The organism is Bradyrhizobium septentrionale, assembly GCF_011516645.4.
In the GTDB taxonomy this organism is placed as follows: domain Bacteria; phylum Pseudomonadota; class Alphaproteobacteria; order Rhizobiales; family Xanthobacteraceae; genus Bradyrhizobium; species Bradyrhizobium septentrionale.
This window is the reverse complement of sequence record NZ_CP088285.1, coordinates 31479-57613: the sequence shown is the minus strand read 5'-3', so window position 1 is coordinate 57613 and position 26135 is coordinate 31479. Positions and strand designations below refer to the sequence as shown.

Sequence of the window (26135 nt, the reverse complement as noted above, 5' to 3'; positions counted from 1 at the left end):
AGGGCCGGGGTGGGGGTATCGCCGCGAATCCCATCGTGGAGAGAGCCCCCACCCGCCGCGCTACGCGCGTCGGCCTCCCCCGCAAGCGGGAGAGGCGAGACCAGTTTGCGGTCCGACTGCTTCAATCAAAAATCTTTCGCGCTTTAGCCCTTGCGCGACGGCATCCACGCGGACAGGAGATAGAACCCGATCGCCACGATGAGGAGATAACGGAAACCGAGTAGCGTCGAGCAGGCCTCGGCGAGGCCGCCGATGACCGATCCCGCGATGTTCGAGCCGAACGCCTGGTCGGGATTGGGCTCGTCGCGGAAGGTGCGGGCGAAGATCACGCCGGCGAAGAACATCGGGCCGAGCGCCAGCGCGCAGGGAATCACATAGCGCCAGACGAGGCCGCCGCTCAGGAAGGTGTCGAGCGGCACCAGCACCGCGACCGCCAGCAGCGCCAGCAGCCCAGCATAATGCAGCACCAGCCGGGTCGACGGCACCCTGATCACATAGAGATTGGCGGCGAGGATCAGCAGCAGCGCGGTGAAGAACACCGCGGAGTTGACCAGCCAGGTGCTGCCGAACAGCAGCGCCATCTGCACCACGGCCTTGGTTTCCAGCAGCATGAAGGCCGCGCCGAGGAAGAACATCCGGTTGTTGGGCCTCCAGACGCCCTTCGGCTTGAACAGATAGACGAGGCCAAGCCCGAGCACGCCGAGCAGGATCATCGAGCGAACGGTCAGGTCGGGGATCAGCCTGCCGCTGACATAGAGGAACGGCCAGTCGTCGCTGGTCGGTTGCGCGGCGCCTGCATTGTCGACCACCAGTTTCGCCGGCGCCAGCGGCACCCAGTCGCCGTGCTTGGCGGCTGTCTTGTCTTGCGCCTTGACCTGTACCCTGTCCTGCGGCTTGTCGAAGCCGTCGACCGAAAGGTTCTCCGGCGGCAGGCTGTTCAGCCAGAACTGGCCGCGGTCGCGGAACGCGGTGGAGATGCGCGGATTGCAGCCCGCGATGATGGTGGTAAAGCCGACCGCCTCCGACGATGTCAGCGTTTCCTTGTAGGGCAGCGGCAGCACCAGCGGATCGCAGCCGAACACCTGTTTCGCCATCGCTGCGACGCGTTGCACGATCCAGCCCTGGCGGTAGTAATTGTACATCACGAAGATGCCGTCCGGCTTCAGCACGCGGCGGACGTCCTGGAACGCCTGTTCGGTGAACAGATAGCTTTCGAGGCGGATGTTGGCGTAGCCGCTGTGCAGGATCAGCGAGTCGACCAGCGCGTAGACCACCAGATCGTATTTGCGTTCGGTGGTGCGCAGGAAATGCCTTCCGTCATCGAGATGCGGCACCACCCGCGGATCCTGATAGGGCTTGTCGGGGTGGTTGTTGATGCCGATGTTCTGGATCACCGGATCGATCTCGACCGCATCGATGCGGTCGACGCCGAAGCGCAAGGCGTGCGCCAGATCGTTGCCGGAGCCAGCGCCGATGATCATGACGTCCTTGAATGGCGCGCCGCCGCTGTGCTTCTGCAGCAGATGGATCAGCGAATAGGACGAGCCACGGTCGCTGAACGGCATCATTTCCTGATGGCCGATATTGTTGACGGTGATCTCGCCGCTCGATTTGTTGAGGTCGACGGCGTAGTAGGGCGACCAGCGGTTTTCATGGGTCTCGGAACGATCGGTGTAGAACCCGATGAAACCCACCACCACGATCAGCGTAACCAGACGCAGGATCGACAGCGCCTTGTCCTGGTAGAGCAGATAGACGATGCCGGCGCAGCTGATGCCGAACCAGACCATCGGCGGCGCCTGCGCGAACGACAGCAGCGAGAACCCGACGATGCCCGCGAGGCTGCCGCCGATGTTCAGCGAATAACCGGCGACCCGGTTGGGGTAGGCGTCGAAGGCGCGGCCAAGCGCCTGGCCGGGGCCGACGAACATCAGCGCGATCAGCACGAAGAACAGCCCGGCGATCGCCTCGATCGGTACGACGAATTGGGCGAGATCGGGGTTGCGATACTCGGTGCCGAAAAACACCTCCTGGGGCGAAGCCTGATTGCCGACGTCGACCGCGAGCCCGCCCCAGTAGGAATACAGCAGCATGATCGCGACCACGGTGGCGAAGGTCACGAAGGCGAGCCCCGGAAACAGCGCAAGCCAGTTGGTGCTGCGCCGCGCGGCGAGGCAGCCGCAGGACATGCCGAGGAAGGCCGCGAGCAGCACGATGTTGGTGAAGAACTGCAGGAAGACGACCTTGGCCGAGAACCAGCGGATGCAGGCCAGCTCGAGGAACAGGATCAGGAATCCGACGAGGAAGAGATTGAAGCCGACCTGTCGCTGGTTGAGCTCTTCTCGCTGGTTGAGCCCTTCGGCCAATTTCGTCGCGGGCATCATATCTCCTTAACCAAAAAGTCTTCGCCTGGATCGTCGGCAAATGCGCCGCGGCTACCAGGTGGTCGTCTCGTCGGCCATGGATATGAGTCCGCTCGGGTCGCCGCCCGCAGCCTAGGTGCAACCCGTTGAACAAAGATTGATTGAGCCGGCGGCGTACGTGCCGTGGGTGGCGCCCGATGATGTCGCTTATGGTGTCATGGTGTACGTCAGGTTTCGTCGCACCTGTCCCGGCACGGGTGTGAGCGCGCGCTGCGCGGGATGTCCGGCTTCATACGTGCAGCGCGCTCAGCGCCTAATAGCGCCGACGATGCGCTGATCGGGTGACAACGTCGGAAGGCGATGGGTTTCGCTGCGCTCTACCCATTCTACGATTCTACGATTCACGGCGTCGATATCGTGAGGTGACCACGCAGGTCAGGCTCCCTCTCCCCTTGTGGGAGAGGGTTGGGGCGAGGGGTGGCCCCGGGCGAGATGATCGGTAGGGACGGCCGTTCTCACAATCTCGATCGCATCGTGATGATCCAGGCAGACATTGGAGAGAGCACGTTATGCGGCCACCCCTCTCCCTGACCCTCCCCCGCAAGGGGGGAGGGAACCCTGGTCCTAACCGGCTACATAGGTAACAGAATAGACCGGCGACATAGGTAACAGGTCAACTGATCGGCAAGGAGGAACTTGCCGATGGGGTGGATGGAGACCTGTGCTGTGGATGAACGGATGCGGTTTGTGGTGGCGGCACAAAAGCACGAGGAGTCGTTTGCGGCGGTGTGCCGGCGGTTCGGAGTGAGCCGTCGGGTGGGCTACAAATGGCTTGCACGGTTCGAGGAAGAAGGCGCGGCCGGACTGTTCGATCGTCCGCGAGCTCCGCTGCATCGTCCACAAAGCGTTGCGGAGAAGATCGCTGAGCGCTGCCTTGAGGTGCGTCGGGCGCATCCTAGCTGGGGGCCGATCAAGGTGCTGGCCTTTCTCGAACGGAAGTCACCTCGGACGGCATGGCCCGCGGCAAGCACGATCGGCGAGCTGTTCGATCGTGAGGGGCTGACGGTGAAGCGCAAGCTGCGCCGGCGCGGGCCGCCCTCGAGCGCGCCCTTTGCCGGTTGCGAGGCGGCCAACGACGTCTGGTGCATCGACTTCAAGGGCTGGTTCCTGACCGGGGACGGCATGCGCTGCGAACCGCTGACGCTCACCGATGCCTATAGCCGCTATCTGCTGCGCTGCCAGGCCTTGGCACGCACCGACACGGATCATGTCTGGCCTGTGCTGGACGCTGCGTTGCGCGAGTTTGGGTTGCCACTCTACATGCGCTCGGACAACGGCTCGCCGTTTGCCTCGCGCGGCGCCGGAGGATTGTCACGACTGTCGGTCAAGCTGATCAAAGCCGGCGTGACGCCGGAGCGCATTGCACCGGGCAAACCTCAGCAGAACGGCCGCCATGAGCGGATGCATCTGACGCTGCTGCAAGACGTTGCCAATCCGCCGGCTCCCACCATGCGCGAGCAGCTCAAGCGCTTGCACAGCTTCCAGCATCTCTACAACGAAGAGCGTCCTCACCAATCGCTCGACAACGCCACGCCAGCCGACCGTTACCAGGCCTCCTCGCGCCGCTTCGACGGTGTCTTGCGCAAGCCGGAATACGCTGACGGTCAGGACGTCCGCTCGGTCCGGCACAACGGAGAGATCAAGTGGTTGGGCAACACGATCTATATCAGCGAAGCGCTGATCGGTGAGCCCGTCGGCTTGGCCGAGGACCCGGACGGCTGGACCGTCAGCTATGGCCCGATCGTGCTCGGCACGATCGCCCATCGCGGTGACCAACTCCGCAGACCCAAACGCAAGGCAAAAGGCTGTGGACTTGAGGACAACGCTACGCGTTGCCCTCAGGGTCCACAGCCCCAACAACAGACCTGAACGAAACGAGAATTGTGTTACCCATGTCGTCGGTCTGAACCGTTACCCATGTCGCCGGTTGCTCAACCCTACTGCTGGTGCGTCCCCCACGTGTGCCGCGACCCCGCGCCAACCCGCCGCCCGCCGTTAGGTCAACCCGACTGACCATCTTTACCCATTGCGGCAGCTTGCCATAATCGTCTAGAACGACGGCGCGTAAGCGCTCCCGGCAACCAACCGTCAACGGTTTTGCCCGAGGATTTTGGCGCTCAACAGGGTCTGGCAATGCTGATTCGCGGCCAAATCGATGGGATTACGGGGGAGGTGGCCCAGGCTACCGCCACGATCCCGGCCGCGCGGCCCACCCTGCTTATTGGCGGCCTGCTTCTTACCTGCCCCTGAGGGCCGGCTGGGCGTTTGCGCCTGGGCACTCAGGGGTTTGTACGAGATCACCGGACCCTGATAACCGCCCAGGCAATCGCTCAAGCAGCAACATGACGGGCGCAAAAGCTCAAAGGAATTTCTGACATGACCACCGCGAACAAGTCCGACAAGGACCGCGTCATCATTTTCGACACCACCCTGCGCGACGGCGAGCAGTGCCCCGGCGCCACCATGACCTTCGAGGAGAAGCTCGAGGTCGCCGAACTGCTGGACGATATGGGCGTCGACGTCATCGAGGCCGGCTTCCCGATCACCTCCGAAGGCGACTTCCAGGCGGTCAGCGAGATCGCCCGCCGCTCCAAGAACGCGGTGATCGCCGGCCTGTCCCGCGCCCACCCGGCCGACATCGACCGTTGCGCCGAAGCCGTGAAGTTTGCCCGCCGCGGCCGCGTCCACACCGTGATCGCGACCTCGCCGCTGCACATGCGGGTCAAGTTGAACAAGACCCCCGAGGAGGTCATCGAGACCTCGGTCGCGATGGTCGCCCGCGCCCGCAACCAGATCGACGACGTCGAATGGTCGGCCGAGGACGGCACCCGCAGCGAGATGGACTATCTGTGCCGGATCGTCGAAGCCGTGATCAAGGCCGGCGCCACCACGGTGAACATCCCCGATACCGTCGGCTACACGGTGCCGGAGGAATACACCCACTTCATGCGGACCTTGATCGAGCGCGTGCCGAACTCCGACAAGGCGGTGTTCTCGGTGCACTGCCACAACGACCTCGGCATGGCGGTCGCGAACTCGCTGGCCGGCATCGTCGGCGGCGCCCGGCAGGTCGAGTGCACCGTCAACGGCATCGGCGAGCGTGCCGGCAATGCCGCGCTGGAAGAGATCGTGATGGCGATCAATGTGCGGAACGACAAGTTTCCGTACTGGAACAAGATCGACACCACGCAGCTGACCCGCGCCTCCAAGGTGGTGTCGGCCGCCACCTCGTTCCCGGTGCAGTACAACAAGGCGATCGTCGGCCGCAACGCGTTCGCCCATGAGAGCGGCATCCATCAGGACGGCGTGCTGAAGGACGCCTCGACCTACGAGATCATGCGGCCCGAAATGGTCGGCCTGAAGCAGTCCTCGCTGGTGCTCGGCAAGCATTCCGGCCGCCACGCCTTCATCCACAAGCTGGAGGAGATGGGCTACAAGCTCGGCGCCAACCAGCTGGAGGATGCCTTTACGCGGATGAAGGCGCTCGCCGACCGCAAGAAGGACATCTACGACGAGGACATCGAGGCGCTGGTCGACCAGGAGATGGCGGCCGCCCACGACCGCATCAAGCTGACCTCCCTGACCGTGATCGCCGGCACCCATGGCCCGCAGCGCGCGACCATGAAGCTCGACGTCGACGGCCAGATCAAGATCGAGGAAGCCGAGGGCAACGGCCCGGTCGACGCCGTCTTCAACTGCATCAAGCGCCTGGTGCCGCACGAGGCCAAGCTGGAGCTGTATCAGGTGCACGCGGTGACCGAAGGCACCGACGCGCAGGCCGAGGTCTCGGTGCGGCTCGCCCATGAGGGCCGTTCGATGACCGCCCGCGCCGCCGATCCGGACACCCTGGTCGCCTCTGCAAAGGCCTATCTCGGCGCGCTGAACAAGATCGTCATGAAGCGCCAGCGCGACGTGCCGGCCTCCAAGGTAGCGGGCTGACGAGCGCGCGCGATCGACGCATTCGGAAACGCGGCGTCCCGGCGCCGCGTTTTTCGTTTGAGCACACATTCAACCCGTCATCCTGAGGAGCGCGGAACGCGCGTCTCGAAGGATGCACGGCCCCCACGATCTGGTGGGAAGAGCCGGGCCGTCGCCCTTCGAGGCTCGCTTCGCTCGCACCTCCAGCGACAACGGCGAAGCCGTCGCGCGGGGGGACGGTGGGAGATTGCCCTGAGCGGCTTGGGATGAAATTCGCTTTCTTGGCGCATTCTTGGAATTATTTCCCAACAATCGACGCCATCCCGCGCCGCTTTGGAATCTTCCGTGCCACCCCCGGGGCTAACCTTGCGTCCTCTCCCGCCAGGACGCCGCCCATGCCGCTCGCCTCGCTCGTATCAGACACGCAACGCAGCCCCACGCCCGCAGAGACCGCGCTGACCCGCCGCGTCGATCTCACCACGCTTCGCCTGTTCGTCGCGGTCTGCGACGAGCAGAACCTCACCCGCGCCGCGCAGCGCGAGGGGATCGCGGCGTCGGCGGTGTCGAAGCGGATGAACGATTTCGAGCTGGCGTTCGGCGTCACGCTGTTCAAGCGGCTCGCCAAGGGCATGGCGCTGACGCCGGCCGGTGAGGCACTGCTGCATCATGCCCGGGTCACGCTGCTCAATGTCGAAAAGATCGCGGTCGAGCTGTCGGAATATTCGCACGGCGTGCGCGGCCATGTCCGCATGCTCGCCAACCTCTCGGCGATCGTGCAGTATCTGCCCGAGGATCTCTCCGCCTTCTTCGGCGCGCATGAATTGCTCCGCGTCGACCTGCAGGAACGGCCGAGCGGGCAGGTGGTGCGCGGCATCGAGGAGGGTGCGGCCGAGATCGGCATCTGCTCCGTGGAGGCCGACAGCCGCGCGCTCGAAGCCTTCCACTACCGCTACGACAATCTGGTGGTCGTGATGCGGCCGGACCATCCGCTGGCCGGCCGCGCCAGTCTGCTGTTCACCGAGACGCTCGATTTCGACCATATCGGCCTGCACACCGCGAGCTCGATCTATCTGCGCTCGCAATATGCGGCGACGCAGGCCGGCAAGACGATGCGGCTGCGCATCAACGTGCCCGGCTTCGATGCGGTCTGCCGCATGGTGCAGGCCAATATGGGCCTCGGCCTGATCCCCGATCGCGCCTTCGAGGTGGTCGGCGCCGGCATGGGGCTTCGTGCGATTCCGCTGCGCGATGCCTGGGGCCGCCGCGAATTGAAGATCGTGGTCCGTGACACAGCCCATCTGTCGGCCACCAGCCGCCTGATGCTGGACTATCTGCGCGCGGCGGAGACCGATGGAGCTAAACCGCTATCATCAATGCCAGCAAAATCACGAACAGCATGCCCGTCATGACGACGGCCGTCACTGCTCCGGCCGTAATCTTGGCGTTTTGACTTCGGACCCACGGAAGATCCTTCCAGCGTGTCAATGCGCCTTTCCCAACGATTCAAGCCGCCGGAAGGCCGCGCAAAAACTCGAGCAGCGCCGCGTTGACTTCGGCCGGCCGCTCCTGCTGCAGCCAATGGCCGGCGTCCTCCATGATCCGGACCAGGCGAAGGTCGGCGCAGCGCTGCCGCATCAGGTCGACCATATCGACGCCGGGGATCATGCGGAGGATCGGTTCGAGGCTGCCGGCCATGAAGGCGGTCGGTTGCGTGATCTGCCTGCCGTCGAAAACCGCCATGTCCTCGAAATCGCGCTCGGAGTTGCGGTAGCGATTGAGCGGGCCGCGGAAGCCGCTGTTCTGAAACTGGCTGGCGAAATAGTCGAGATCGGCCGCGCTCAGCCAAGCCGGAAGCGGATCGGGATCGACGAGGCGATCGAGCAGGCCGCGCGCTGCCGGATTCTCGATCTTCGCGCCGGCCTTTTGCCCTTCGCCGGAGCTCCAATAGTAGAGCTTGCGCAGGCTGGTCGGGACGTCGCCCTCGAGTTCGGCCTCGGCCACACCGGGCTCCTGAAAATAGAGCTGGTGGAAGAAGCGGTCCTTGTAGATGTTGCGAAACAGCTGGACGCTCGGCATCGGTCCCCGGCCGAGGGCCGGTGCGCTCAGTCCCGCCACGGCGCGCACGCGCTCGCGATGAAACGAGGCCGTGCCGTAGGCGATCGGCGCGCCCCAATCGTGGCCAACCACGACGGCGCGGTCCGCGCCGAGTGCTGCGATCAGGCCGTCGATGTCGGCTGCGATGGTCTTGAGCGCGTAGGCCTCGATGGCGTGCGGCTTGTCGCTGCCGCCATAGCCGCGGACGTCAGGCGCGGCAACGCGATAGCCGGCGGCTGCGAGCGCCGGGATCTGGTGCCGCCACGAATACCAGCCCTCCGGAAAGCCATGGATCAAGACCACAAGCGGGCCCGCGCCGGCCAATGCCACGCGAAGGCGGATGCCGTTGGTCTCGATGGTCTGCAAGTCTGGCGTGATGTCCGGTGTGATGGCCGGCGGCATGGGCTGTTCCCGATTCAGGGCGAGGTGAGGACCATTTTCGGTCCACCAAGGACAACGCGTGCCGACAGCTTAGCGCAATTTCGTGTCAGAATTGATCCAGATCAAGCCCAGGATTGCCCTGCTTGGAATTCTCCTCGGCGTTGAATGACCCAACAAGTTATTTGGCGGCAATAAATTATCAATGGAGGGGAAGATGCCTGCAGTTGTCATGCAGTTCGTTTCACATCCAAAACCCGGTGGCGATCTTGCGACGGTCTTGCAGCTTGCAAAGGAAGGGGCTGTCCTCTGGAGGAAACACGGGGCCGACGTGAGCTATTGGTCGGTGATCGGTGGCGAGGTCGGAAACTACGCCTTTGTCGCTCGCTTCGACAGTATAGAGGCTTATGGGCGCAGCTTGGCCTCACTTGGTGCCGATCCGGCTTTCGCGGAATTTCAAGCCAAGCGGCTGAAGGCCGGACAATCGGATTGGGTACGCTCCAACCTTACCATCCAGGTCGATATTTGACGGAGCGCCTTCTTCCTTGAGTGCGAGACCGCCTTCGGGCGGTCTCTTGCTGGCCATCGCGGTGGACGCGCGGAGACAAGTGGTCGCGCCACGGGGCTTGCGGCCTGCGCGGGATGCTGCATCCGGCTCAATATCCCAGTGTCGAATCTTCATGCGGCACGAGGCTTCCGGTCCATCATTTGCGCGCTAGGTACTGATCGACGATTTATCGCAGCAGACAGGAGCGCACATGGCCGAGATCATTTCCGGCGTTCGAATCCCGGATAGCAGGATCGCACGCGAAGCCGCCGAGCTGGTGCGGCAGCACGAGACCGAGATGTTGTTCAATCACTCGGTTCGCGTGTTCGTGTTCGGCGCGCTCAAGGGCATCAGGCAAAATCTGAAGTTCGACCCCGAACTGCTTTATGTCGCCGCGCTGTTCCATGATTTGGGTCTTGCCGACGCTTTCCACACCGAGACCAAGCGGTTCGAGGTCGACGGCGCCGATGCGGCGCGCGAATTTCTCCGCAGCCACGGCATTCCCGAGCCGAAGGCGGATCTGGTGTGGGAGGCGATTGCCTTGCACACCACGCCCGGCATCCCGCAATACATGCGGCCGGAAATCGCGCTCACCAATGCCGGTGTCCTGGTCGATGCCGTCGGCGTCGGATACGACGACTACAAGGCAGAGCAGCGCGACGGCGTTATCGCGGCGTTTCCCCGCGGTGATTTCAAGAACGAGTTCATCGCGGTTCAAACCTGCTCGGCGTTGAAGAAGCCGCACACCACGTTCGGCACGGTCAACTTCGATTTTGTCTGCGAGCAAGATCCGACGTTCCACAGGCCGAACGCCTGCACGCGGATTCGCAATACGCCGTGGCCGAGCTAGGTCGTCATCAACACCGGTGAGGCGTTGCCGTTGATGGTCAGTGGGCGCCGCCGGCGTCGAGACGATCGGGCTTCGTGAGCATGAGCGCCGCGATCAGCGCGACGATCTGCGAGACGCCGAGCAGATAGAAAGTATCGCTGAAGCCGAGAATGAAGGCCTGCTTCTGGATCACCTTGCCGATCGCGACATAGGCGTGGTGGACGGCGTCCACCCGGTCGACCACGCCATGGTTGATGAAATACTGCGTGAGCTGATCGAGCCGGGCGCGGGTTGCATGCTCGAGCATGGTGACGTGCTGCGAAAGCACGTTGGAGTGGTATTGCTCGCGCTTCGTCAGCAACGTCTGCAGCGCCGCGATGCCGATTGCGCCGCCAAGGTTTCGCATCATGTTGAATAGGGCGGAGGCCGAGCCGGCGTTCTCCTGCTCGATTCCCGCGGTCGCAACCGCGGAAAGCGGCGCGAACACCAGTGCCTGACCAAAGGCGCGGATGACATTCGGCCAAAACAGCTGGTCCGCCGCATAGTCGTTCGTGATATGGATGTTCATGAAGTTCGAACCCCCGAACAACACGAAACCGATGCCGATCACGAGACGCGGGTCGAAGCGCTTCATCAAGCGAGGCACCAGCGGGATCAGCAGGAGCTGCGGCAGGCCGGTCCAGGCCAGCACCATGCCGATCTGCTCCGAATTGTAACCCTGGATCCGCGACAGGTAGACCGGCAGGACATAGACCGAGCCATACAGTGAGACGCCGAGCAGGAAGTTCGCGAGAACGCCGAACCCGAAATTGCGGCGGAAAAGGATACGCAAGTTGAGCAACGGCCGCTTGGTGGTCAGTTCGATCGCGAGGAACAGCGCCAGCGCGACCGCAGCAATGATGGCCAGCCGAACGATGAAGGGCGACCCGAACCAGTCGTCCTTGTTGCCCTCTTCCAGCACTGTCTGCAGCGCGGCGAGCCCGATCGCCATGGTGACGATGCCGGCCCAGTCGCCCTCGCGCAGCAGCGACAGCTTCATCGGCGCAGCCTCCAGCGAGACGTACAGCATGGCGATCATGACCGCGCCGGGGACGACGTTGACGTAGAAGATGTACTGCCAGCCGAAATTCTCGGTGAGATAGCCCCCGATGGTCGGGCCGATCGCAGGCGCGAAGGTCGCGGAGATCGCAAACATCGCGAGGCCAATCGGCTGCTTCGCCTTCGGCAACAGCGTGATGATGAGCGTGAACGCCATCGGGATCAGCACGCCGCCGGTGAAGCCCTGCACGGCGCGCAGCACGATCATCTGCGGCAGGTCATGTGCCAGCGCGCACGCCGCTGAAAACACCAGGAACAGGAATGCATTGGTCAAGAGATAGATGCGGACCGAGAACACCTGGGCGAGCCAGCCGGAGAGTGGAATCACCACGATCTCGGCGATCAGGTAGGACGTCGAGATCCAGCCGCCGTCGTCGATGCCTGCACCGATCCCGCCCTGAATGTCGGCAAGCGAGGCATTGACGATCTGGATATTGAGCACCGCCATGAAGGCGCCCAGCGTCGCGCCTGTCACCGCGAGCCAGGTCTTTGCGGAGACGGCGGGATGTGCGGCCGGCAGCTGACTTTCGCTGGCGGCAACGGCATCGCCGGTAGCTTGCATTGTGGTCATGGTGGTCTCACCGCGTGCGAGGGATGATGCGTCAGTCGACCGTGGGACCGGCGCCACGCGTTGCGAGCCGCTTGTCGGAGAGTCGCTCGGCGACAGCAGCCGATTTCGTATCGACGGTCGGCTCAGCCGACATGCCCGGCCGCAGGCGGCCGCTCAGCCTCGCATCGTCGAGGACGATCTTGACCGGCACGCGCTGCACGATCTTGGTGAAGTTGCCGGTGGCATTGTCGGGCGGCAGCAGAGCGAATTCCAGGCCGCTCGCCGGCGACAGGCTGTCGACATGACCTTTCAGCCTGGTCGAATGGAAGCTGTCGACCCGCAGCTCGACCGGCTGGCCGTTGCGCACATGGGTAAGCTGGGTCTCCTTGAAATTCGCGACCACATAAACCGCGTCGAGCGGCACCACCGCCATCAGCTGGGTCCCGGCCTGCACATACTGGCCGACGCGGAGCGTTCGCGCGCCCACCGTACCGCCGACCGGCGCCGTGATCTCGGTATAGGAGAGGCTCAGAGCAGCCTGCTGTTCGACCGCCCGGGCGTGGCCGAGCTGCGCGACGGCCTGCGCGCGCTGCGTCGCGAGGACCTCGATCTTCTTGTTGGCCGCGATCAATCCGGCCTTGCCTTGCTGCAGCTGCGCAGTTTGTGCGCGCAACGCGGCGTCGGTCTGCTGGGCGCGCTGGATCGTGCCGGCACCGGTTTTCATCAGCTCGTCGTATCGGGCGCGTTCCTGCTGCGCGAATTTCAGGCTGGCATCGATCGCATCGACTTCGGCCGCCTGTTGCTGAATCAGCGGCTCCTGCAATTCGATTTGCACGTTGAGGTTCTTGACGGCAGCGTCGGAGGCGGCGACATCCGCCTCGGCCTGCTTCAGCGCGGCCCTGAAGTCGCGATCGTCGATCCGCGCCAGCGTCTGGCCGGCCTTGACCGGCTCGTTGTCGGAGACGAGCACCTCGGCGATGTAGCCCGAAACCTTGGGTGCGATGATCGTGGAGTCGGCCTTGACATAGGCGTCGTCGGTCGTTTCCAGGTAGCGGCCGGTGGTGATGTAGTAGTAGCCGAAATCGGCAGTGCCCGCGACGCCGAGCGCTGCGGCGAGTGCAAATGCTGCGCGTCGGATGGCATGGCGCGACGGAGACGGATGCGTGGTGATTTTCTGCTCGGCGGCATAGGGAAGGCTCGACATGGGATTCTCCGAAAGTTGTGGCGCAAGAGTTCAAACGGGTGAGAGGCGCAGGCCGTGAGGCCGGATGCACGCGTCACCGTCGCGTCTCGGAGAGACCCGCGATCGCCAACGGTGCGAAGCTGTGAGAGGAATCTATCCGGCGCTTACGGAGCGCCGCATGTCGGCGCCAATGCCATGGGTATGGCGCGTCCACACCCCGCATGACAGCGTCCGGCAGCCGGCGGCTGGGTGAGTCGCAGAGCGATCGGCTGCGCCAGCCTCAGCGGCCAGCCATTGTCGGATGTTGGCGTATCGTCTGTTGTCATGATGGACGCCGTGGCGAGCGAGTGAACTTCCACCTGTTCGCCCGTGGCTGAGGTGAAACGGACGCCCAGTGAGAGACCGTAGACGAGGGCGGTCGCAAGGGCTCGCCGTGGCGGAACGATTGCAGGAAGGGCGGCGACACATGTCTTCCAGTTCATCGCTAGTCTCCATCCGTTGCAGGTCTTTGCCATGCTGATCTACCGGATCGACATTGCGGCTGCTCCAGAGCGATTGCCGTACTTGCAGATCAATTGCGGCTAACGGGCGCGTCGCCGCCAATCGCGCGGTGCTTCGCCGGTCATCTTCTTGAACGCGGCGGCAAAGGCGGTCTGCGAGGCGTAGCCGAGCTCCGCCGCCACCGACACGATTGGCTCATCGGTGTTTTGCAACATGTTCATCGCCTGCTCGAGCCGGTGCTGGCGCAGCCAGGCATGGGGTGACAGTCCGGTGCTCTCCCTGAAGGCGCGACAGAAGTGGAAGCGCGACAGGCCGGCCTCCGACGCGAGCGCGGCCAGGGACACGTCAGCATCGCTGTCGGAGCGCAAGCGCTCGATCGCGCGAAGCAGCGCCTTCGGCGCCAGTCCTCCCCTGACCGGCTGGATCGTGGTTGGCGAACTGGCGTGCGCCAGCAGGAGGCGGGTGGCCAGCAGCTCGGTCAGTTGCTGCCTGAACAACGTATCCAGCGCGTCATTGCTCTCCACGATCTCCGATGCGCTGAGCAGCAATCGAGATGTGATGGCATCGGGATGCCCTGTGCGCTCCAGGATGTCCTTCGGCGCGGCCGCGTCGGCTTCGTTCGCAACGCGTGTGAGCATGGCGTGCGGAAGATAGAGCTGAACCACGTCAACAGGTTTTGGAATATCCCATCGTGAGCTCGATCCTTCCGGAATGATGATCACGACGCCGGGCCGGAACGTTCCTGTCGCAACCGATTGTCCCGACCGCCGCTCCACGTGCTGGACCGTGCCGTTGTAGGCCATGATGACGTGATGGGTCATCGGCTCGACGACGTCGTGCAATGGATCATGTTTCCAGTGCGCGATCCCGGCACCCGAGGAGTCCAGAGCCATGTGAAACGGCGTGGTCCCGAGCACGCGCGCCATCTCGGCATCGGCGGTACGGTGCTCGTTGCCCGGCACGTCGGTTTGACGCGCCTCGGGCGCAGCCTGCGAATGCTCGGGCGCATCGTGCTTGATCGGTTTGCTCATCGGCTTGTACTCGTATTGTGAGGCCATGCGCGCGCCACCGGCTCGACGTCCCGGGCTGGCGTGAAGCCGTTGCTTCGGGTGTTCGGTATTGTTGCCGGTTAATGCTGCGAGCTTTGGCTGCGCGTTTTAGGCCCGGAGAACTACGGGTTCTTTCCCAAAACGGCCGCGCCTTGCCTGATCCTGCTGCAAGCGTCGTGTGACGGGTGGGCCCGCGGGCGTTAGGTCAGCATCGTTGATCGATGTCGTCGGCGCGATCGCATGCCGCGCGTTGAAATCACTGCGGAAATCGTCCCCGTCACGAGACGGTCACAATGGCCCCGCGATACGCCGCGGACCTAGGAGCTTGTCTGGATAGTCGCTGTTCAAATCTGGTCGGGTCTGATTCAACATTGGGCGATGAGCAAGTATTTTCGGCCTTGGAACATCGATCAGACGCTGCTTCTGCCGCCGAATGTGCAGGACTTCGTGCCGAAAGGCCATGTCTCGCGGTTTATGGTTGATCTGGTGCGGGAGAGCCTCGATCTCAGGGAGATCATGGGCAGCTATGTGAGCGGGCTTGGGCAGCCGCCGTTTGATCCGCGGATGATGGTGGCGCTGCTGCTGCATAGCTATGCGAGTGGGCTGTATTCGTCGCGTCGGATTGCCAAGGCCTGCCGGGAGCGGAACGATTTTGTGATGATCGTGGCGCTGGATGCGCCGGATTTTCGGACGATCAGCGACTTTCGCAAGCGACATTTGAAGGCGCTCGGCGCGCTATTCGTGCAGGTTCTGAAGTTGTGCGAGACGGCCGGGCTGGTCAAGCTCGGTCATGTCGCGCTGGATGGTACGAAGATCAAGGCGAACGCGTCGAAACACAAGGCGATGAGTTATGAGCGCATGAAGAAGCGCGAGGCGGAATTGAAGGCCGAGGTCGCTCGCATGCTGGCGGCCGCCGAGGCGGCGGATGCCTCGGAGGATGAGACTTTCGGCAACAGCGACGAACTGCCGGACTGGACCGTCGACAAGCAGAAACGGCTGGCGAAGATCCAGCAAGCGATGGCGGCGCTGGAAGCGGACGCCAAACTGGCGGCGGAGGAAGAGCGCCGCATCGAGGCCGAAAAGGAACAGCAGCGCCAGGCCGAAGGCCGCAAGAAGCCGGGCAAACCGGCGGCGCTGCCATCGGAGGAACCCAATCCCAAGGCGCAACGCAACTTCACCGATCCGGAAAGCCGCATCATGAAGTCGAAGGATGGCTTCGTTCAGGCCTATAATGCCCAGGCGGCCGTCGATGCACATGCCCAGATCATTGTCGCGCAAGAACTGACCCAGCACGGCAGCGATCAGGGCCAGTTGGTGCCCCTGATCGAGGCCATCGAGAGCAATCTTGGCCGCAAGCCGCGGCAGGCCTCAGCGGATTCCGGCTACTGCAGCGAAGCCAATCTCGAAGCGCTCGACACACGCAGCATCGATGGCTATGTCGCGCCCGGACGCGCCAAACACCCGACAGTAGCGAACGGAAAAGTCGGCGGCCCGCTGACACAGGCCATGCGAAAGAAGATCGACGATGGCGGCTTCGAAACACCCTACCGATTGCGAAAGCAAGTGGTGGAGCCGGTGTTCGGGCAGATCAAACAGGCAAGAGGCTTCCGCCAGTTCCTGTTGCGGGGCATCGAGAAAGTGCGCGCCGAGTGGACAATGATCTGCACCGTCCATAACCTCCTCAAGCTGTTCAACCTCGCAAACGCAGCCTGAGCCTGCTACTCTACAACAAATGCCCGTCACGAAAACATATCTGGACGGGCTCCTAGACCACAGCGTGACGATCCCGGATAATGCAGGCGACGGCGCAGGCGACCCAGAGCCGCCTGGCCCAGCTCCTCACGATGAGATCGACCCACATGACCCAGGCGAGCACCTTCGGGCAGAGGGTAGGGCGTTACCTGCATTTGAAGGATGCGCCGAGCGCGGTGATCACGCGCTCAATGCGCGGCATCGATCTCGCTGCCGCCGAAACGCAGAATGATAACCCCGTGCCGGGTCTTTCCGGGTCCATGGCAGACGAGGCCTATATCGTCAGCCTGAAACTCCATGACTATCCGGACTGCGAACTCTGGAAGCACGGCAAGTGTGTCACCAAGGCGGATGTCAGGGCTGGCACGACATGGCTGTACGATCTCAGGCAGGATCCGCGCTATGTCATCGACAAGCCATTCCATTCCATCCAGTTTTATCTGCCGCGTTCGGCGCTCGATCGTATCGCTGAAGAAGCCGGCGGGCCGCGCGTCGAGGACCTCGCCTGTCAATTCGGTACCGGCAATGACGATGAGGTGATGCGCCATATCGGCGCGGCGCTGCTACAGGGGCTGCGCCGGCCGGACGAGGCGAACCAGCTTTTCATCGATCACATGATGCTTGCGTTCGGCGCGCACATCGCACAGGCCTATGGCGGACTGCAGCGCGTCACCAATTCGGCCCGCGGCGGTCTCGCGCCCTGGCAGGTGAAGCGCGCCTGTGAAAGGCTCGACTCCGATCTGGGCGGAGAGCTTTCGCTGCAACAAATCGCGGCTGAATTCGGCCTCTCGGTCGGGCATTTTTCACGGGCCTTTCGAGCTTCCACCGGCCTGCCGCCGCATCAGTGGCTGCTTCGTCAGCGCGTCAAGGCCGCAAAGGAGTTGATGACGGTGCGCGAGTTGCCGCTGGCCGAGATCGCGATATCGGCCGGCTTTGCCAACCAAAGCCACTTTACGCGGGTGTTTTCGGCCGCGGTCGGGATCAGCCCGGGACTATGGCGCCGCGAAAAGCTCGGCCTGTCCGAAGGGGGCACGAGACGGCTCGTCTGATCAGCGGCGAGTCTTCAATGAGATGGCGCGGCGACCATGCGAGTGAGAGCCGCCTGGCCCAGTTCCTGACGATAGGACGGCCCACATGACGCAGAGGGGTTTCTACGGTCAGAACGTCAGGCGGTTCTTGCACCTGGAGCATGAACCACCCTCGTTGATCACGCGTTCGCTGCGCAATACCGAGATCGCCGTCACTGAAACCCGGGATGATGCCCCCGTGCGGAGCCTTTCCGGCGGGATGGTCCTTGAGGGTTCCTATGTTGTCAGCCTGAAGCTCAACGATTATCCGAGCTGCGAGCTCTGGGCACGCAGCAAATGCGTCACCAAGGCCGATATTCGAGCGGGCGCAACATATTTGTACGACATGAAGATCGACCCGCGATCGTCATCGACAAGCCGTTCCATTCCCTCCATTTCTATCTTCCGCGCTCGGCGCTCGACGGCATCACGGAGCAGTCCCGCGCACCGCGCGTTGGCGATCTTCCCTGTCAGTTCGGCGTCGGCCATGACGACCCGATCATCCGTCATGTCGGTGGGGTGCTCCTGCCAGCGCTGCGTCGGCCGACTGAGACCAATCGGCTCTTCATCGACTACTCGCTGCTCGCATTTACAGTTCATGTCGCGCAGACCTATGGCGGAATGCGCGTCACCAAGTCGGCCCGCGGCGGTCTCGCACCCTGGCAGGTGAAGCGCGCCTGTGAAAGGCTCGACTCCGATTTGGGCGGCGAGCTTTCGCTGCAACAGATCGCGGCTGAGTTCGGCCTCTCGGTCAGCCATTTTTCACGGGCCTTTCGCAGCTCCACCGGCTTGCCGCCGCACCGGTGGCTGCTCCGCCAGCGTGTCGAGGTGGCCCAACAACTGATGACGGTGCGCGACCTGCCCCTGGCCGAAATCGCGATATCGGCCGGCTTTGCCAACCAAAGCCACTTCACGCGGGTGTTCACGGCCGTGGTCGGGATCAGCCCGGGCGTGTGGCGTCGCGAAAAGCACGGCGTGTCCGGAGGGGATGCGTGATTCCGGGCGATGCGCAACGGCGCGTCTGATCAGCGACGCATCTTCAGTGAGATGGTGTAGGCGGCGGCGCGCGCTGCGAAGATCTCGTCATGCGGGTGACCGATGCCATCGGCGAGATTTGCCGGATCGAAGATGGAGCCATCGCAGGTTTCGTTTGGCTCGATGCCGGTGATCACGATCGTCCCCAGTCGCACGGCTTCGCGATGGTCCTCATCGGGCCATCGGACAGTCGGGTCCATGGTGGGGTCGCCGGGGCGGTCGAGCAATGCGAGCACGCTGAAGCGGATGTTGCCCGTAGCAACCCGCTGTTCGAGCTCGTCGTGCAGGAAGTCGGCAGACCTCGCCTTGGCTTCCGGTCCCGTCAGCGTCACGTCACCGCCGACCGGCGCGATCTTGAATTTGATGAATCGTGTCTCGTCCATCGCATTGGTGGCGGGAAAGGCGTGCACACCCCAATAGGTCGTACCGGCAAAACTCGCAGGCGGCCGGGCGGCGATGTAGTTCATTTGATGCAGCGTTTCCGGATTGGCGGCGGAGAATGCTCTGACCTTCTCCATATCCGGCTTTCCATCGGGGCCCGGGATGCGCGCCTCCAGGAACGCCAGCATCTGCGCGAGCGTCCGTGCATAATGAACGGGAGAGTTTTGCGCGATGATATCCGTGCGATGGCCGATGTCGCCGAGCCTGAAGCTGAAGCCGCGCGGCACGAGACTTTCGGTATCCGCCACATCGGGATTGCCGCCGCCCACGGAGAAGCGCGCCAGCACGCGGGATGGTCTCGTGAAGCTCAGCGATTTCGTGATTTCCTCCGCCTGGTGGGACGGTATGTAGGTGCCGTGGACGCATTGTCCCTTGGCAAAGCTCGCGCGTGCCTTTGGCGGATCGCCGGCCACAGCTCTCAGCGCGTCAACAATCGAGGCGGGCGTAACAGCGCCCCTCGGGGATTCGGACATAGCGACCTTTGTTCGAAGCTCGGTAATCGTGAATATCTACCGAGCCGTGCGTGCCGCTGCCCCCGAGCAATTGACCTGATTGCAGAGCGATTGCTGCGAACACATCAATCTTGCTCGCAGTGGTGTGTTGCCGGTTCGACACGACGGGCAACTCAGCAAAACCTGTCAATATCAGCATAAGAAAATATTCCGCTTGGCGTTTCACCCAACTCAGATGTTCAATATGCCCGTCTCACCCGATCGAGGGGCGCTGCGCATCGTCACGGGTGTTGCGGTGAGATGCGGTGGACGCCGAGTGTGCGACTGACGAGAGCACGCGAAGCGGACGGCGAAGTCGTGTGGGCCTGTTGTCCAGCCCTATTCCGGAATAGATTATGATGGCTTTTCAGTGCCTTAGAAAAGCGAAGGTGCCTGAGCGGATGGCTCAGGCCCCGAATAGGCCCCGGATCAGTATATAAAGGCTGCTGAGCCTATATGGCCCCAGCTGGGCCCTTCAGTCGGGGGTTGGCCAACGTAATGCGTGCCCGCTGAGACGCCTCCGGATCGGCATCGGAAGTTCACGGTAATTTAGGGCGGGCGCAAATAGCGCCCGCTACCCGTCCAAGAGCCAGTCTAACTGCTTCTCTTCATTGGCTCGCTTGGCTGCCTTAACAACTTCGAGGCTCATCGGAATGTCGAGCGTCTTTCCCTTTTCGACGATATCGATCACGGGAACAATGCTGATCGTATCGTAGTCACGCGCCATGTCTTCATGTCTAAATTTGCCAACGGCCCGAGCTTCGTCAAGCATCGGCTTGGACGGCTTTTCAAGCGTGATCATGACGGCCATCGCAGCCTTCTCAGGGAGCATATCGCTGTGCAGCGTGGCCACATCTTTCCGCTCAACGCCGCCGGACTTCACCTGGAGAATGATCTTGGCGTTGTCGGTCTTTCCAATCTTGAAGAATGCTCTCCCATCAATGCCGCCATCGGCACCCTTCTTCTCGTTGATGACTGCGCGATTTCGGGTGTATGTGAGAACAGCCCACTTTTCAAATTCCTTGCGCAGGCGATCGTCGTCGCGCTTTGCAAGCGCAATCGCAGAGGCCATGTCCTTCGGAATGCCATCCGTCTTGACCTTGCCTAGCTCTTGCTCGCCGAACGTCTCTTCCAGCCGCTTGAGGATCAGCGAGATGGATTGATAGGTGATGTCGATCCCGATCCATTTCCGCTTGAGCGCTTGAGCGACGGCAACAGTTGTTCCGCAACCACAGTAGGCATCTAGTACAACATCACCTTCATTCGTGGACGCTCGAATGATTCTCGCCAACAGACCCATCGGCTTCTGAGTTGGGTATCCGATCTTTTCGCCCTTTTTACCGGTTGCTCGCTTCTCAAGCCACTTCACATCCCGGTCAATCGGCTCATCGGTGTTGTAAAGCGACCCGTTTGCAGGCGGTCGCGTTTGAGGACGGCAAAAAAAAGATCAGGGCTGCGCTGGTGTTCGACACTGCTCAAGCGCGGGAGGCCCAGAAACAGATCGAAGATCAAAAGCTGCTGCTGCAGTCTTCCACCACTGCGGATCACCAGCGAATGTTGATGACGTTCAAGCAGTCCAACGTCAAAGACGGCGAGCAGAGGATCAAGCACGAGGTCCGTGAAGCTGACGAAAATGTTTACAAGAAGGGCTTCATCGTGGACGTGAATGTTCAGCTTGTCGGCGGTCGGCCTGCGGGTTACCGCGTCACCAATTTGCATCAGGTGATCGACCTGCCAGAATAGCAGTCACGCCGAGCCCTTGGTCGTCGTGGTGGCCCGCATCGCCATCTCGCGGCCGAAGGCGCGCAGCTCCTTGTCGATCAGGTCCATCTTGTGCAGATTGGCCTCGGTCTCCTCTTCGCCCGGATCGAGGATGTTGATGATGCTGGGGAACAGGTGCTGCGATTCGGCCATGAACGCCATCTTGCATTCATCGATCTGAATCTGCGGCGCGTCGGGCGGCAGCACCAGCATGCGGTAACCGGCCCAACCCGCTCGATCAGCTTGCCCTCATCGGCCAGCTTCTTTGACAGCTCGGTGGCGATGCGTTCGATCTCTGCTCGGTCAAGCATTTAGTGCTCCTTGCTCCAATTCCTTGATGCGCTGATGCAGCTGCGCGTTGAGCTGCATCGAGCGGGCCAGCTGCCGCGCCAGCGCGTGATCGACGCGGTCGATGCGCGCAGCTTGCGCGAGCGCCGCGCGGGCGATCTCGCCAGCGCCTCGCACGACATCGCGCATGCAGGCGGCGCTGATACTGTCTAGCGTGAGGCCCGCCGCCTTCAGCACTTGCGCGGCCTTCTTCCAGTCGGGCTCGGGGAAGACGCTCAGCGGATAGGCTTCGCTCCACTGCACGATCTTCTGCAGGGCCTCCTCCAGTATTTCGGTCTCGTGGCTCACAGCCAGACCTCCACGATGCGCGGCTCGTCCTCGGGATATCGTGCCAGGCGCGTGAGGCCGCGCGCCATCAGCTCGGCGCGGATCGCCGCGAAGTCGGACGACACCAGCAGGTGCTCGGTCATCTCGATCTGGCCGCGCCCGCCGATCAGCGACAGCCGCGCGACGAAACTTTCCGGTATTATGGGCAAACGCCACAAGCCCGTATGTATACGGATATACGGTGCTAGAATAATAGCGCCTTGTCGTCCCATTGTCTGATTGGAAGATATTTGCGTTCGCTCGGTGCCTTAGCAAGCACCGAGCTTTGCATTTTGGCCGGTTTCTTAAAGCCACGCAGAACCGGCAGGTTCTCGATGGCGCGTCGCGTGCGGATGTCGTCGGCGGCCTCGTCGAGTTTTCTGGCGAGCGGCTTGGTGCCGGACAGACCGAAGATGTAGTCGATGCCGTTGGTCTCGCACCACGCCATTGCCTCCGGCCGGGCATAGCGCCCGTCGCCACGGAACGTGATTCGCGTGTTGTGCCACCGCGTCCGGATATGCCGTATCAGGCGGCGCAGATGGGCACGCACCTCGACGCCGCCCGGCGTCTTGCCGGGCCGCAGCACGACCGCCACGGGCCGGCTCTTCTCCGTGTCGTAGACGTGGATCGGCAGGAAGCAGCGTTCGTCATAATGAGCGTTGAACAGCGAGAGCTGCTGATGGCCTGGACGACATCGCAGGTATCATCGATGTCAAGCGTGACGGATGCCGGCTCGCGCGGGTAGCTATCCATCCATGCGTCGACCAAAGTGTAGGTCAGTCGGATCACGTCGCGCAGGCGCGGAGCATTCTCCAGCCGCGACAGCGTCGGTTGGGAACACAGATCGCGACCCGTGTCCGGCAGCCGTCCGCAGGCCAGCTTGAATGCGGGATCGGACCGCAGATGATCGAGGTCGTCGGCGTCCTCGTAGCCGCAGCAGATCGCGAACATGCGCGCGCGGAACATATCGACAAGGCTGTGCACGACCCGCGTCGGATCGCGCCGATCCGGGAACACCCGGGCCAAATTGTCGGCCAAGCCGAGACGCCGCTCGGCCTCGCCAGAAGCATCACGCCCCCGTTCGAGGTCAGCCGACCGCCATCGAAGGCAGCTGTGACTTTCTTGGCGTGAACGGCTGGAAACGAGAAGGGCAGAATCGTATCGTCGGTCATGGCGGGCGTGGTGTTCGCGGCTGAAGGTGATGGGGTTGGCTTTGCAACCGAATCCTACGCCGCATCAGCACGCTCGCCAGCCTCTCAGGCGCCCTCTGACGAATAAGACGGGCTAGAAGGAAAAAAAAGGCCCCAGAGCGGTACGAGCCGGGGCCGTTGGAGTATTTGTGTATCTAAACATTTCCAGCTGACATCAGGCTTACGCCATCCCGAAAACTTTCGTTCACCCACGGTGAAATCCCAGATTGCGCTCGGCTATAGGGCGGGCCGCATGGGCCCGGGGCATGGCTATTCGTTCTCGACCCGAGCGTTCCTTGCGCTAATGCGGCACCGGCTTTCCCACCCTGCCAGACCCCAAGCTTCCGCAGGCTTCCAATCTCGACTGACGCGGGACCGGCCTGTGGCCCCAGCAATCGCCCCTGGGCCTCCAAGGGTGGCTTGGGGCCACATCGTGCTGTGATGTCTCAAGACGCGACGAAATGAAGAATAATGGCACCTATGACGCAGGTCGCTATGGCAACGAGCGCGCCGGTACGCCTATTCGGGAAAACGCCAAAAGCCAGGATCGCAACGGCTAACAATATGGCGATCTTGATGAAGATCGAGGCCAATGGGATTGCTTCCTGGGTAAATCATCCGCAATTATGGGACGTCTACAGTCAACGTTCCAGCCCGAAACCTGCCGATCGTTCGTCGGAATATAACGAATGGAACTGTTCCTCCGCCCACGGTCAGTCGGTTACAAGCTCGAGAACGACCACGTCGTAATCCACGAGGAGCGCGAGGTCGGCCGGCTATCCTCTTTAGGATGAGCGGTCGCTCAGGATGATTTGTTTATATACGAGAACGCAGGTTGCGCCATCGGACTTGGGCCTGATCGACAGCGTGATGGTGTCGCCCGCCGCGACACCATCGGGCAGATCAAAGTCCTTCTCAGTGCCCGGAGACACTATCTCATTGACAGCCTCGCGTCCGTTCACGGCCGCGACGAGGACGTTCGATCCGACGCAGCCGCGGCCGATCTCGTCGATCCGGCCGTGAACCACATGGGCCGCGGCGCGCAATCCTACCGAGGCGTTTCCGACATGCGAGGTCGAGTAATCGGCGCTCACTCCGATGTGGTTCGGTACCCCGTCGGGCGAGTAGACCCAAGCGCCGCCGTTACTTCGCGGCGCCGCAAGAGTTATGTTCCCGCTCTTGCCGCGCAGGTAGCCATCCGCCTTCGTGAAGTAGTCGAACGGATCAAGGCTGTTGATGAGCTGAAGTCGAAAAGAAAGTTCCGACTCATTGGTGACGGCGTGAGCTGCCCGATCAGGCAAAGCTTTCGCCTCATCGAAAGACAGGATTTCGAGCAGAGATGCCTGTCCCGAAGCGGTGGGATCACGCCTGAAATAGGTTCCCCAAGTCACATCGAAGAAGGCCCATTTGCCGCTAATTTTCACTTCTGCCGCGATATGCGAGTGACGAACGTCGGCTTCATCCGGCCAGTAGAATTCGAGGCTGCGTGCCTCGAGGCCAACTCGTGTCGCGATGTTGAGAAATGCAGAAACCTGATTCCCGCAAATGCCGATCCCGCGCGACAGGGCCTCTTCATCGTTGGCGGGCAGATCCTCGGGGGATGTATTCGCGACAGCGCCATATCGCGTCGAGCTGACCTGCTGCTGGACGAGGTTCATAGCCGTGAGCGCCAGCCCAAATTGCCGCACGCGGTCCAAGTCGACATCTTTATCCCAGGTCAAACGCTTAGTGAGATAATCAGCATCTACGCGAACCTGTTCGACTACTTTCGAGATGGCTGGCTCCGTAACCGTTTGCGCCTGAACACTCGAACTCGCGATCAAAACTAGAACGGCCAACGATGGCGCGCATCGCATTCGGAACTCCGTCAAGACCTGAACAACAGCAGCGGACTCGGGAATTCACGCTAGCCAAACAACAGGGCCAAAGTGAGTTAAACGAAAGCCATGGACCTCTTCCTCCGCCCCACCGTCATAGCCGGCGATAAACTCGAGGACGACTTCGTCGTGATCCATGAAGGCCCGGACGGTCGGCCGGATCAGGCTGGCGACCGAGCGAAGCCCGGCGTTTCGGACCTCTGGCTTGAAGGATGGAGGAGCATGCGCCTGGTGCCGACCGCGATCCGGTCGGCCGGCTGCCCCCCTAGAGTAGGTAGGAGCCCGATCCAATGTTGATGCAGTAACGTCAGCCGCCGTTAGCCTTTCGGGCTGGACCCGTGGAGCATCAGGAATCTGTCGGATGTCTGAAAAGACTACTAACTTGCGCGCCGAAGTTAAGAAGCGCATTGCCCAGATCGAAAGTATGACGCTAGTCGAGATTCAACGGGTCATGATGGATTGTATGTCCGAGCTGTCTGCTGGCAGGATGACGGCATGTGAGGGCAATGCGTTGCACCACGCGCTGAACAAACGGGTCAGCATTCTCGGACGAGACCTTGTCGCGACGCGGGAGAGCTAAGCGCAGTGAGAGGCCGCGATCCCGAAGCCGCGACGCCCAAAGAAAGAACTCGCCGGCATGGAGACACAAATACAGGAAAGGCGGCCAAGATAATGGCGCCCGATTGAACTATAATACCCGCCAGGGCCGCTATAATGACATTGTCGGTTATCGTCTGATGGTCCGGCGGAACTACAAACTCAATCGCCCACATCACGGTGATGACTCCTCCCGCGATTCCGTTAGCCCACATGAAGAACGTTAGCCCGTCCTATTCGTGAGAGTGCGTTTTTTTGGTCCGATTGATGTGGCCGCAGATCTGCTCTGACGAGGCGCGCGGGATTGCCTTCGGCTTTTCACCGCCTGACGACCGGTACTTTGCAACGCGCTTGAGGTGTAGGTTGGGCGAACGGGGGGCGGACGCCCCGCCGGTCAAGGACCGAGCGGCAGCTGCGCGCTTGGCAAGCCGCGGATCAGGTCGGCTTCCGGACAGGCCGCGGCAAACGCAACGCGGCAAACGCAAGGCGAATGCGGCTCGTGGTCTCGACGACGCGGGCAGCGAGTTTCAAGAGACGAAGACGCAGCGTCGCGAACTCGGCAGTGGCCAATTCCCGGACTTTGGGAATTGAGAAGCAGTATTTTGTCTCTGAATCTTCGGTCTATCGGCTGTTGACGGCGAAGCGCACAGGTCATGCACCATGCTCGCGGCACGTTGTCGTCATCAGTTTCTCGACAGCT

At 62.3% G+C, this 26135-nt stretch carries 21 protein-coding genes and 2 pseudogenes; 10 read left to right on the top strand and 13 right to left on the bottom strand.

The features are described from left to right. Positions 1-143: 143 nt before the first annotated feature. Positions 144-2381 (bottom strand): spermine/spermidine synthase domain-containing protein, encoded by a 2238-nt coding sequence (locus HAP48_RS02200; RefSeq protein WP_166215143.1) that lies wholly within the window; start codon positions 2379-2381, stop codon positions 144-146. A 684-nt stretch (positions 2382-3065) separates the two neighbouring features. Between HAP48_RS02200 and HAP48_RS02195 the strand changes: the two genes are divergently transcribed. From HAP48_RS02195 to HAP48_RS02185, 3 genes are all read left to right on the top strand, one after another. Next, positions 3066-4292, top strand: a complete 1227-nt coding sequence (locus HAP48_RS02195; protein ID WP_420869824.1) for an integrase core domain-containing protein — start codon at positions 3066-3068, stop codon at positions 4290-4292. 507 nt (positions 4293-4799) lie between these two features. Continuing rightward, the gene (locus tag HAP48_RS02190) at positions 4800-6362 is read left to right on the top strand and encodes a 2-isopropylmalate synthase (protein ID WP_166215145.1); all 1563 of its coding nucleotides are present in this window, start codon (positions 4800-4802) and stop codon (positions 6360-6362) included. 374 nt (positions 6363-6736) lie between these two features. Then, positions 6737-7750 (top strand): LysR family transcriptional regulator, encoded by a 1014-nt coding sequence (locus tag HAP48_RS02185; RefSeq protein WP_224496882.1) that lies wholly within the window; start codon positions 6737-6739, stop codon positions 7748-7750. Between the two features lie 94 nt (positions 7751-7844). Here the strand turns inward: HAP48_RS02185 and HAP48_RS02180 are convergent, their stop codons facing one another. Next, positions 7845-8837, bottom strand: coding sequence for an alpha/beta fold hydrolase (locus tag HAP48_RS02180; protein WP_166215147.1), 993 nt, complete (start codon positions 8835-8837; stop codon positions 7845-7847). A gap of 193 nt (positions 8838-9030) precedes the next feature. Here HAP48_RS02180 and HAP48_RS02175 point away from each other — a divergent pair, with 193 nt between their 5' ends. Next, complete coding sequence (locus HAP48_RS02175) at positions 9031-9342, top strand: hypothetical protein (protein ID WP_224496881.1); 312 nt, start codon at positions 9031-9033, stop codon at positions 9340-9342. A gap of 229 nt (positions 9343-9571) precedes the next feature. Next, positions 9572-10210 (top strand): HD domain-containing protein, encoded by a 639-nt coding sequence (locus HAP48_RS02170; protein WP_166215149.1) that lies wholly within the window; start codon positions 9572-9574, stop codon positions 10208-10210. A 37-nt stretch (positions 10211-10247) separates the two neighbouring features. On the opposite strand, the gene HAP48_RS02165 is transcribed toward HAP48_RS02170, so the two are convergent. From HAP48_RS02165 to HAP48_RS02155, 3 genes are all read right to left on the bottom strand, one after another. After that, the gene (locus HAP48_RS02165) at positions 10248-11858 is read right to left on the bottom strand and encodes an MDR family MFS transporter (protein WP_166215151.1); all 1611 of its coding nucleotides are present in this window, start codon (positions 11856-11858) and stop codon (positions 10248-10250) included. A 31-nt stretch (positions 11859-11889) separates the two neighbouring features. Beyond that, positions 11890-13041 carry an HlyD family secretion protein gene (locus tag HAP48_RS02160; RefSeq protein ID WP_166215153.1) on the bottom strand — a complete coding sequence of 384 codons (1152 nt, stop codon included), beginning with the start codon at positions 13039-13041 and terminating at the stop codon, positions 11890-11892. Positions 13042-13601: 560 nt separating this feature from the next. After that, on the bottom strand, positions 13602-14552 hold the full coding sequence (locus HAP48_RS02155; RefSeq protein ID WP_166215155.1) for a helix-turn-helix transcriptional regulator: 951 nt from the start codon (positions 14550-14552) through the stop codon (positions 13602-13604). Between the two features lie 396 nt (positions 14553-14948). Between HAP48_RS02155 and HAP48_RS02150 the strand changes: the two genes are divergently transcribed. From HAP48_RS02150 to HAP48_RS02140, 3 genes are all read left to right on the top strand, one after another. Continuing rightward, positions 14949-16283: an IS1182 family transposase gene (locus HAP48_RS02150; RefSeq protein WP_166202952.1), complete on the top strand. Its 1335-nt coding sequence runs from the start codon at positions 14949-14951 to the stop codon at positions 16281-16283. A 146-nt stretch (positions 16284-16429) separates the two neighbouring features. Then, positions 16430-17371 (top strand): helix-turn-helix domain-containing protein, encoded by a 942-nt coding sequence (locus tag HAP48_RS02145; RefSeq protein ID WP_166217067.1) that lies wholly within the window; start codon positions 16430-16432, stop codon positions 17369-17371. Positions 17372-17686: 315 nt separating this feature from the next. Beyond that, complete coding sequence (locus tag HAP48_RS02140) at positions 17687-18385, top strand: AraC family transcriptional regulator (protein ID WP_338028975.1); 699 nt, start codon at positions 17687-17689, stop codon at positions 18383-18385. 29 nt (positions 18386-18414) lie between these two features. Here the strand turns inward: HAP48_RS02140 and HAP48_RS02135 are convergent, their stop codons facing one another. Together HAP48_RS02135 and HAP48_RS02130 are read right to left on the bottom strand one after the other, a co-directional pair. After that, positions 18415-19338: a catalase family peroxidase gene (locus tag HAP48_RS02135; protein ID WP_166215157.1), complete on the bottom strand. Its 924-nt coding sequence runs from the start codon at positions 19336-19338 to the stop codon at positions 18415-18417. Between the two features lie 592 nt (positions 19339-19930). Then, complete coding sequence (locus tag HAP48_RS02130; protein ID WP_166215160.1) at positions 19931-20725, bottom strand: DNA methyltransferase; 795 nt, start codon at positions 20723-20725, stop codon at positions 19931-19933. Between the two features lie 41 nt (positions 20726-20766). On the opposite strand from HAP48_RS02130, the gene HAP48_RS02125 reads away from it, so the two are divergent. Beyond that, positions 20767-21099 carry a hypothetical protein gene (locus tag HAP48_RS02125; protein ID WP_166215162.1) on the top strand — a complete coding sequence of 111 codons (333 nt, stop codon included), beginning with the start codon at positions 20767-20769 and terminating at the stop codon, positions 21097-21099. A 3-nt stretch (positions 21100-21102) separates the two neighbouring features. Here the strand turns inward: HAP48_RS02125 and HAP48_RS02120 are convergent, their stop codons facing one another. From HAP48_RS02120 to HAP48_RS02100, 5 genes and pseudogenes are all read right to left on the bottom strand, one after another. Beyond that, entirely contained in the window at positions 21103-21330 is a 228-nt protein-coding gene (locus HAP48_RS02120) for a hypothetical protein (RefSeq protein ID WP_166215164.1), read from the bottom strand. A 90-nt stretch (positions 21331-21420) separates the two neighbouring features. Further along, on the bottom strand, positions 21421-21753 hold the full coding sequence (locus tag HAP48_RS02115; RefSeq protein WP_166215166.1) for a hypothetical protein: 333 nt from the start codon (positions 21751-21753) through the stop codon (positions 21421-21423). Next, complete coding sequence (locus tag HAP48_RS02110; RefSeq protein ID WP_166215168.1) at positions 21750-21950, bottom strand: hypothetical protein; 201 nt, start codon at positions 21948-21950, stop codon at positions 21750-21752. Before HAP48_RS02110 ends, HAP48_RS02115 begins: the two co-directional genes overlap by 4 nt. Before the next feature lie 128 nt (positions 21951-22078). Next, a pseudogene (locus HAP48_RS02105) lies at positions 22079-22943 on the bottom strand (IS1380 family transposase); the annotation flags it as partial. Positions 22944-23746: 803 nt separating this feature from the next. After that, on the bottom strand, positions 23747-24799 hold the full coding sequence (locus tag HAP48_RS02100) for a transglutaminase-like domain-containing protein (protein WP_166215170.1): 1053 nt from the start codon (positions 24797-24799) through the stop codon (positions 23747-23749). A 400-nt stretch (positions 24800-25199) separates the two neighbouring features. Between HAP48_RS02100 and HAP48_RS02095 the strand changes: the two genes are divergently transcribed. Next, on the top strand, positions 25200-25418 hold the full coding sequence (locus HAP48_RS02095) for a hypothetical protein (protein WP_166215172.1): 219 nt from the start codon (positions 25200-25202) through the stop codon (positions 25416-25418). 411 nt (positions 25419-25829) lie between these two features. On the opposite strand, the pseudogene HAP48_RS02090 reads toward HAP48_RS02095, so the two are convergent. Continuing rightward, a pseudogene (locus HAP48_RS02090) lies at positions 25830-26026 on the bottom strand (transposase); the annotation flags it as partial. Positions 26027-26135 lie beyond the last annotated feature (109 nt).

Bases quoted from the DNA above. Each gene is read 5' to 3' on its own strand.
- HAP48_RS02190 (WP_166215145.1), top strand. From the start codon at position 4,800: ATGACCACCGCGAACAAGTCCGACAAGGACCGCGTCATCATTTTCGAC.
- HAP48_RS02160 (WP_166215153.1), bottom strand. From the start codon at position 13,041: ATGTCGAGCCTTCCCTATGCCGCCGAGCAGAAAATCACCACGCATCCG.
- HAP48_RS02200 (WP_166215143.1), bottom strand. From the start codon at position 2,381: ATGCCCGCGACGAAATTGGCCGAAGGGCTCAACCAGCGAGAAGAGCTC.
- HAP48_RS02165 (WP_166215151.1), bottom strand. From the start codon at position 11,858: ATGACCACAATGCAAGCTACCGGCGATGCCGTTGCCGCCAGCGAAAGT.
- HAP48_RS02120 (WP_166215164.1), bottom strand. From the start codon at position 21,330: ATGCTGGTGCTGCCGCCCGACGCGCCGCAGATTCAGATCGATGAATGC.
- HAP48_RS02185 (WP_224496882.1), top strand. From the start codon at position 6,737: ATGCCGCTCGCCTCGCTCGTATCAGACACGCAACGCAGCCCCACGCCC.
- HAP48_RS02195 (WP_420869824.1), top strand. From the start codon at position 3,066: ATGGGGTGGATGGAGACCTGTGCTGTGGATGAACGGATGCGGTTTGTG.
- HAP48_RS02155 (WP_166215155.1), bottom strand. From the start codon at position 14,552: ATGAGCAAACCGATCAAGCACGATGCGCCCGAGCATTCGCAGGCTGCG.
- HAP48_RS02170 (WP_166215149.1), top strand. From the start codon at position 9,572: ATGGCCGAGATCATTTCCGGCGTTCGAATCCCGGATAGCAGGATCGCA.
- HAP48_RS02135 (WP_166215157.1), bottom strand. From the start codon at position 19,338: ATGTCCGAATCCCCGAGGGGCGCTGTTACGCCCGCCTCGATTGTTGAC.
- HAP48_RS02095 (WP_166215172.1), top strand. From the start codon at position 25,200: ATGTCTGAAAAGACTACTAACTTGCGCGCCGAAGTTAAGAAGCGCATT.
- HAP48_RS02180 (WP_166215147.1), bottom strand. From the start codon at position 8,837: ATGCCGCCGGCCATCACACCGGACATCACGCCAGACTTGCAGACCATC.
- HAP48_RS02140 (WP_338028975.1), top strand. From the start codon at position 17,687: ATGCGTCACCAAGGCCGATATTCGAGCGGGCGCAACATATTTGTACGA.
- HAP48_RS02150 (WP_166202952.1), top strand. From the start codon at position 14,949: ATGAGCAAGTATTTTCGGCCTTGGAACATCGATCAGACGCTGCTTCTG.
- HAP48_RS02145 (WP_166217067.1), top strand. From the start codon at position 16,430: ATGACCCAGGCGAGCACCTTCGGGCAGAGGGTAGGGCGTTACCTGCAT.
- HAP48_RS02175 (WP_224496881.1), top strand. From the start codon at position 9,031: ATGCCTGCAGTTGTCATGCAGTTCGTTTCACATCCAAAACCCGGTGGC.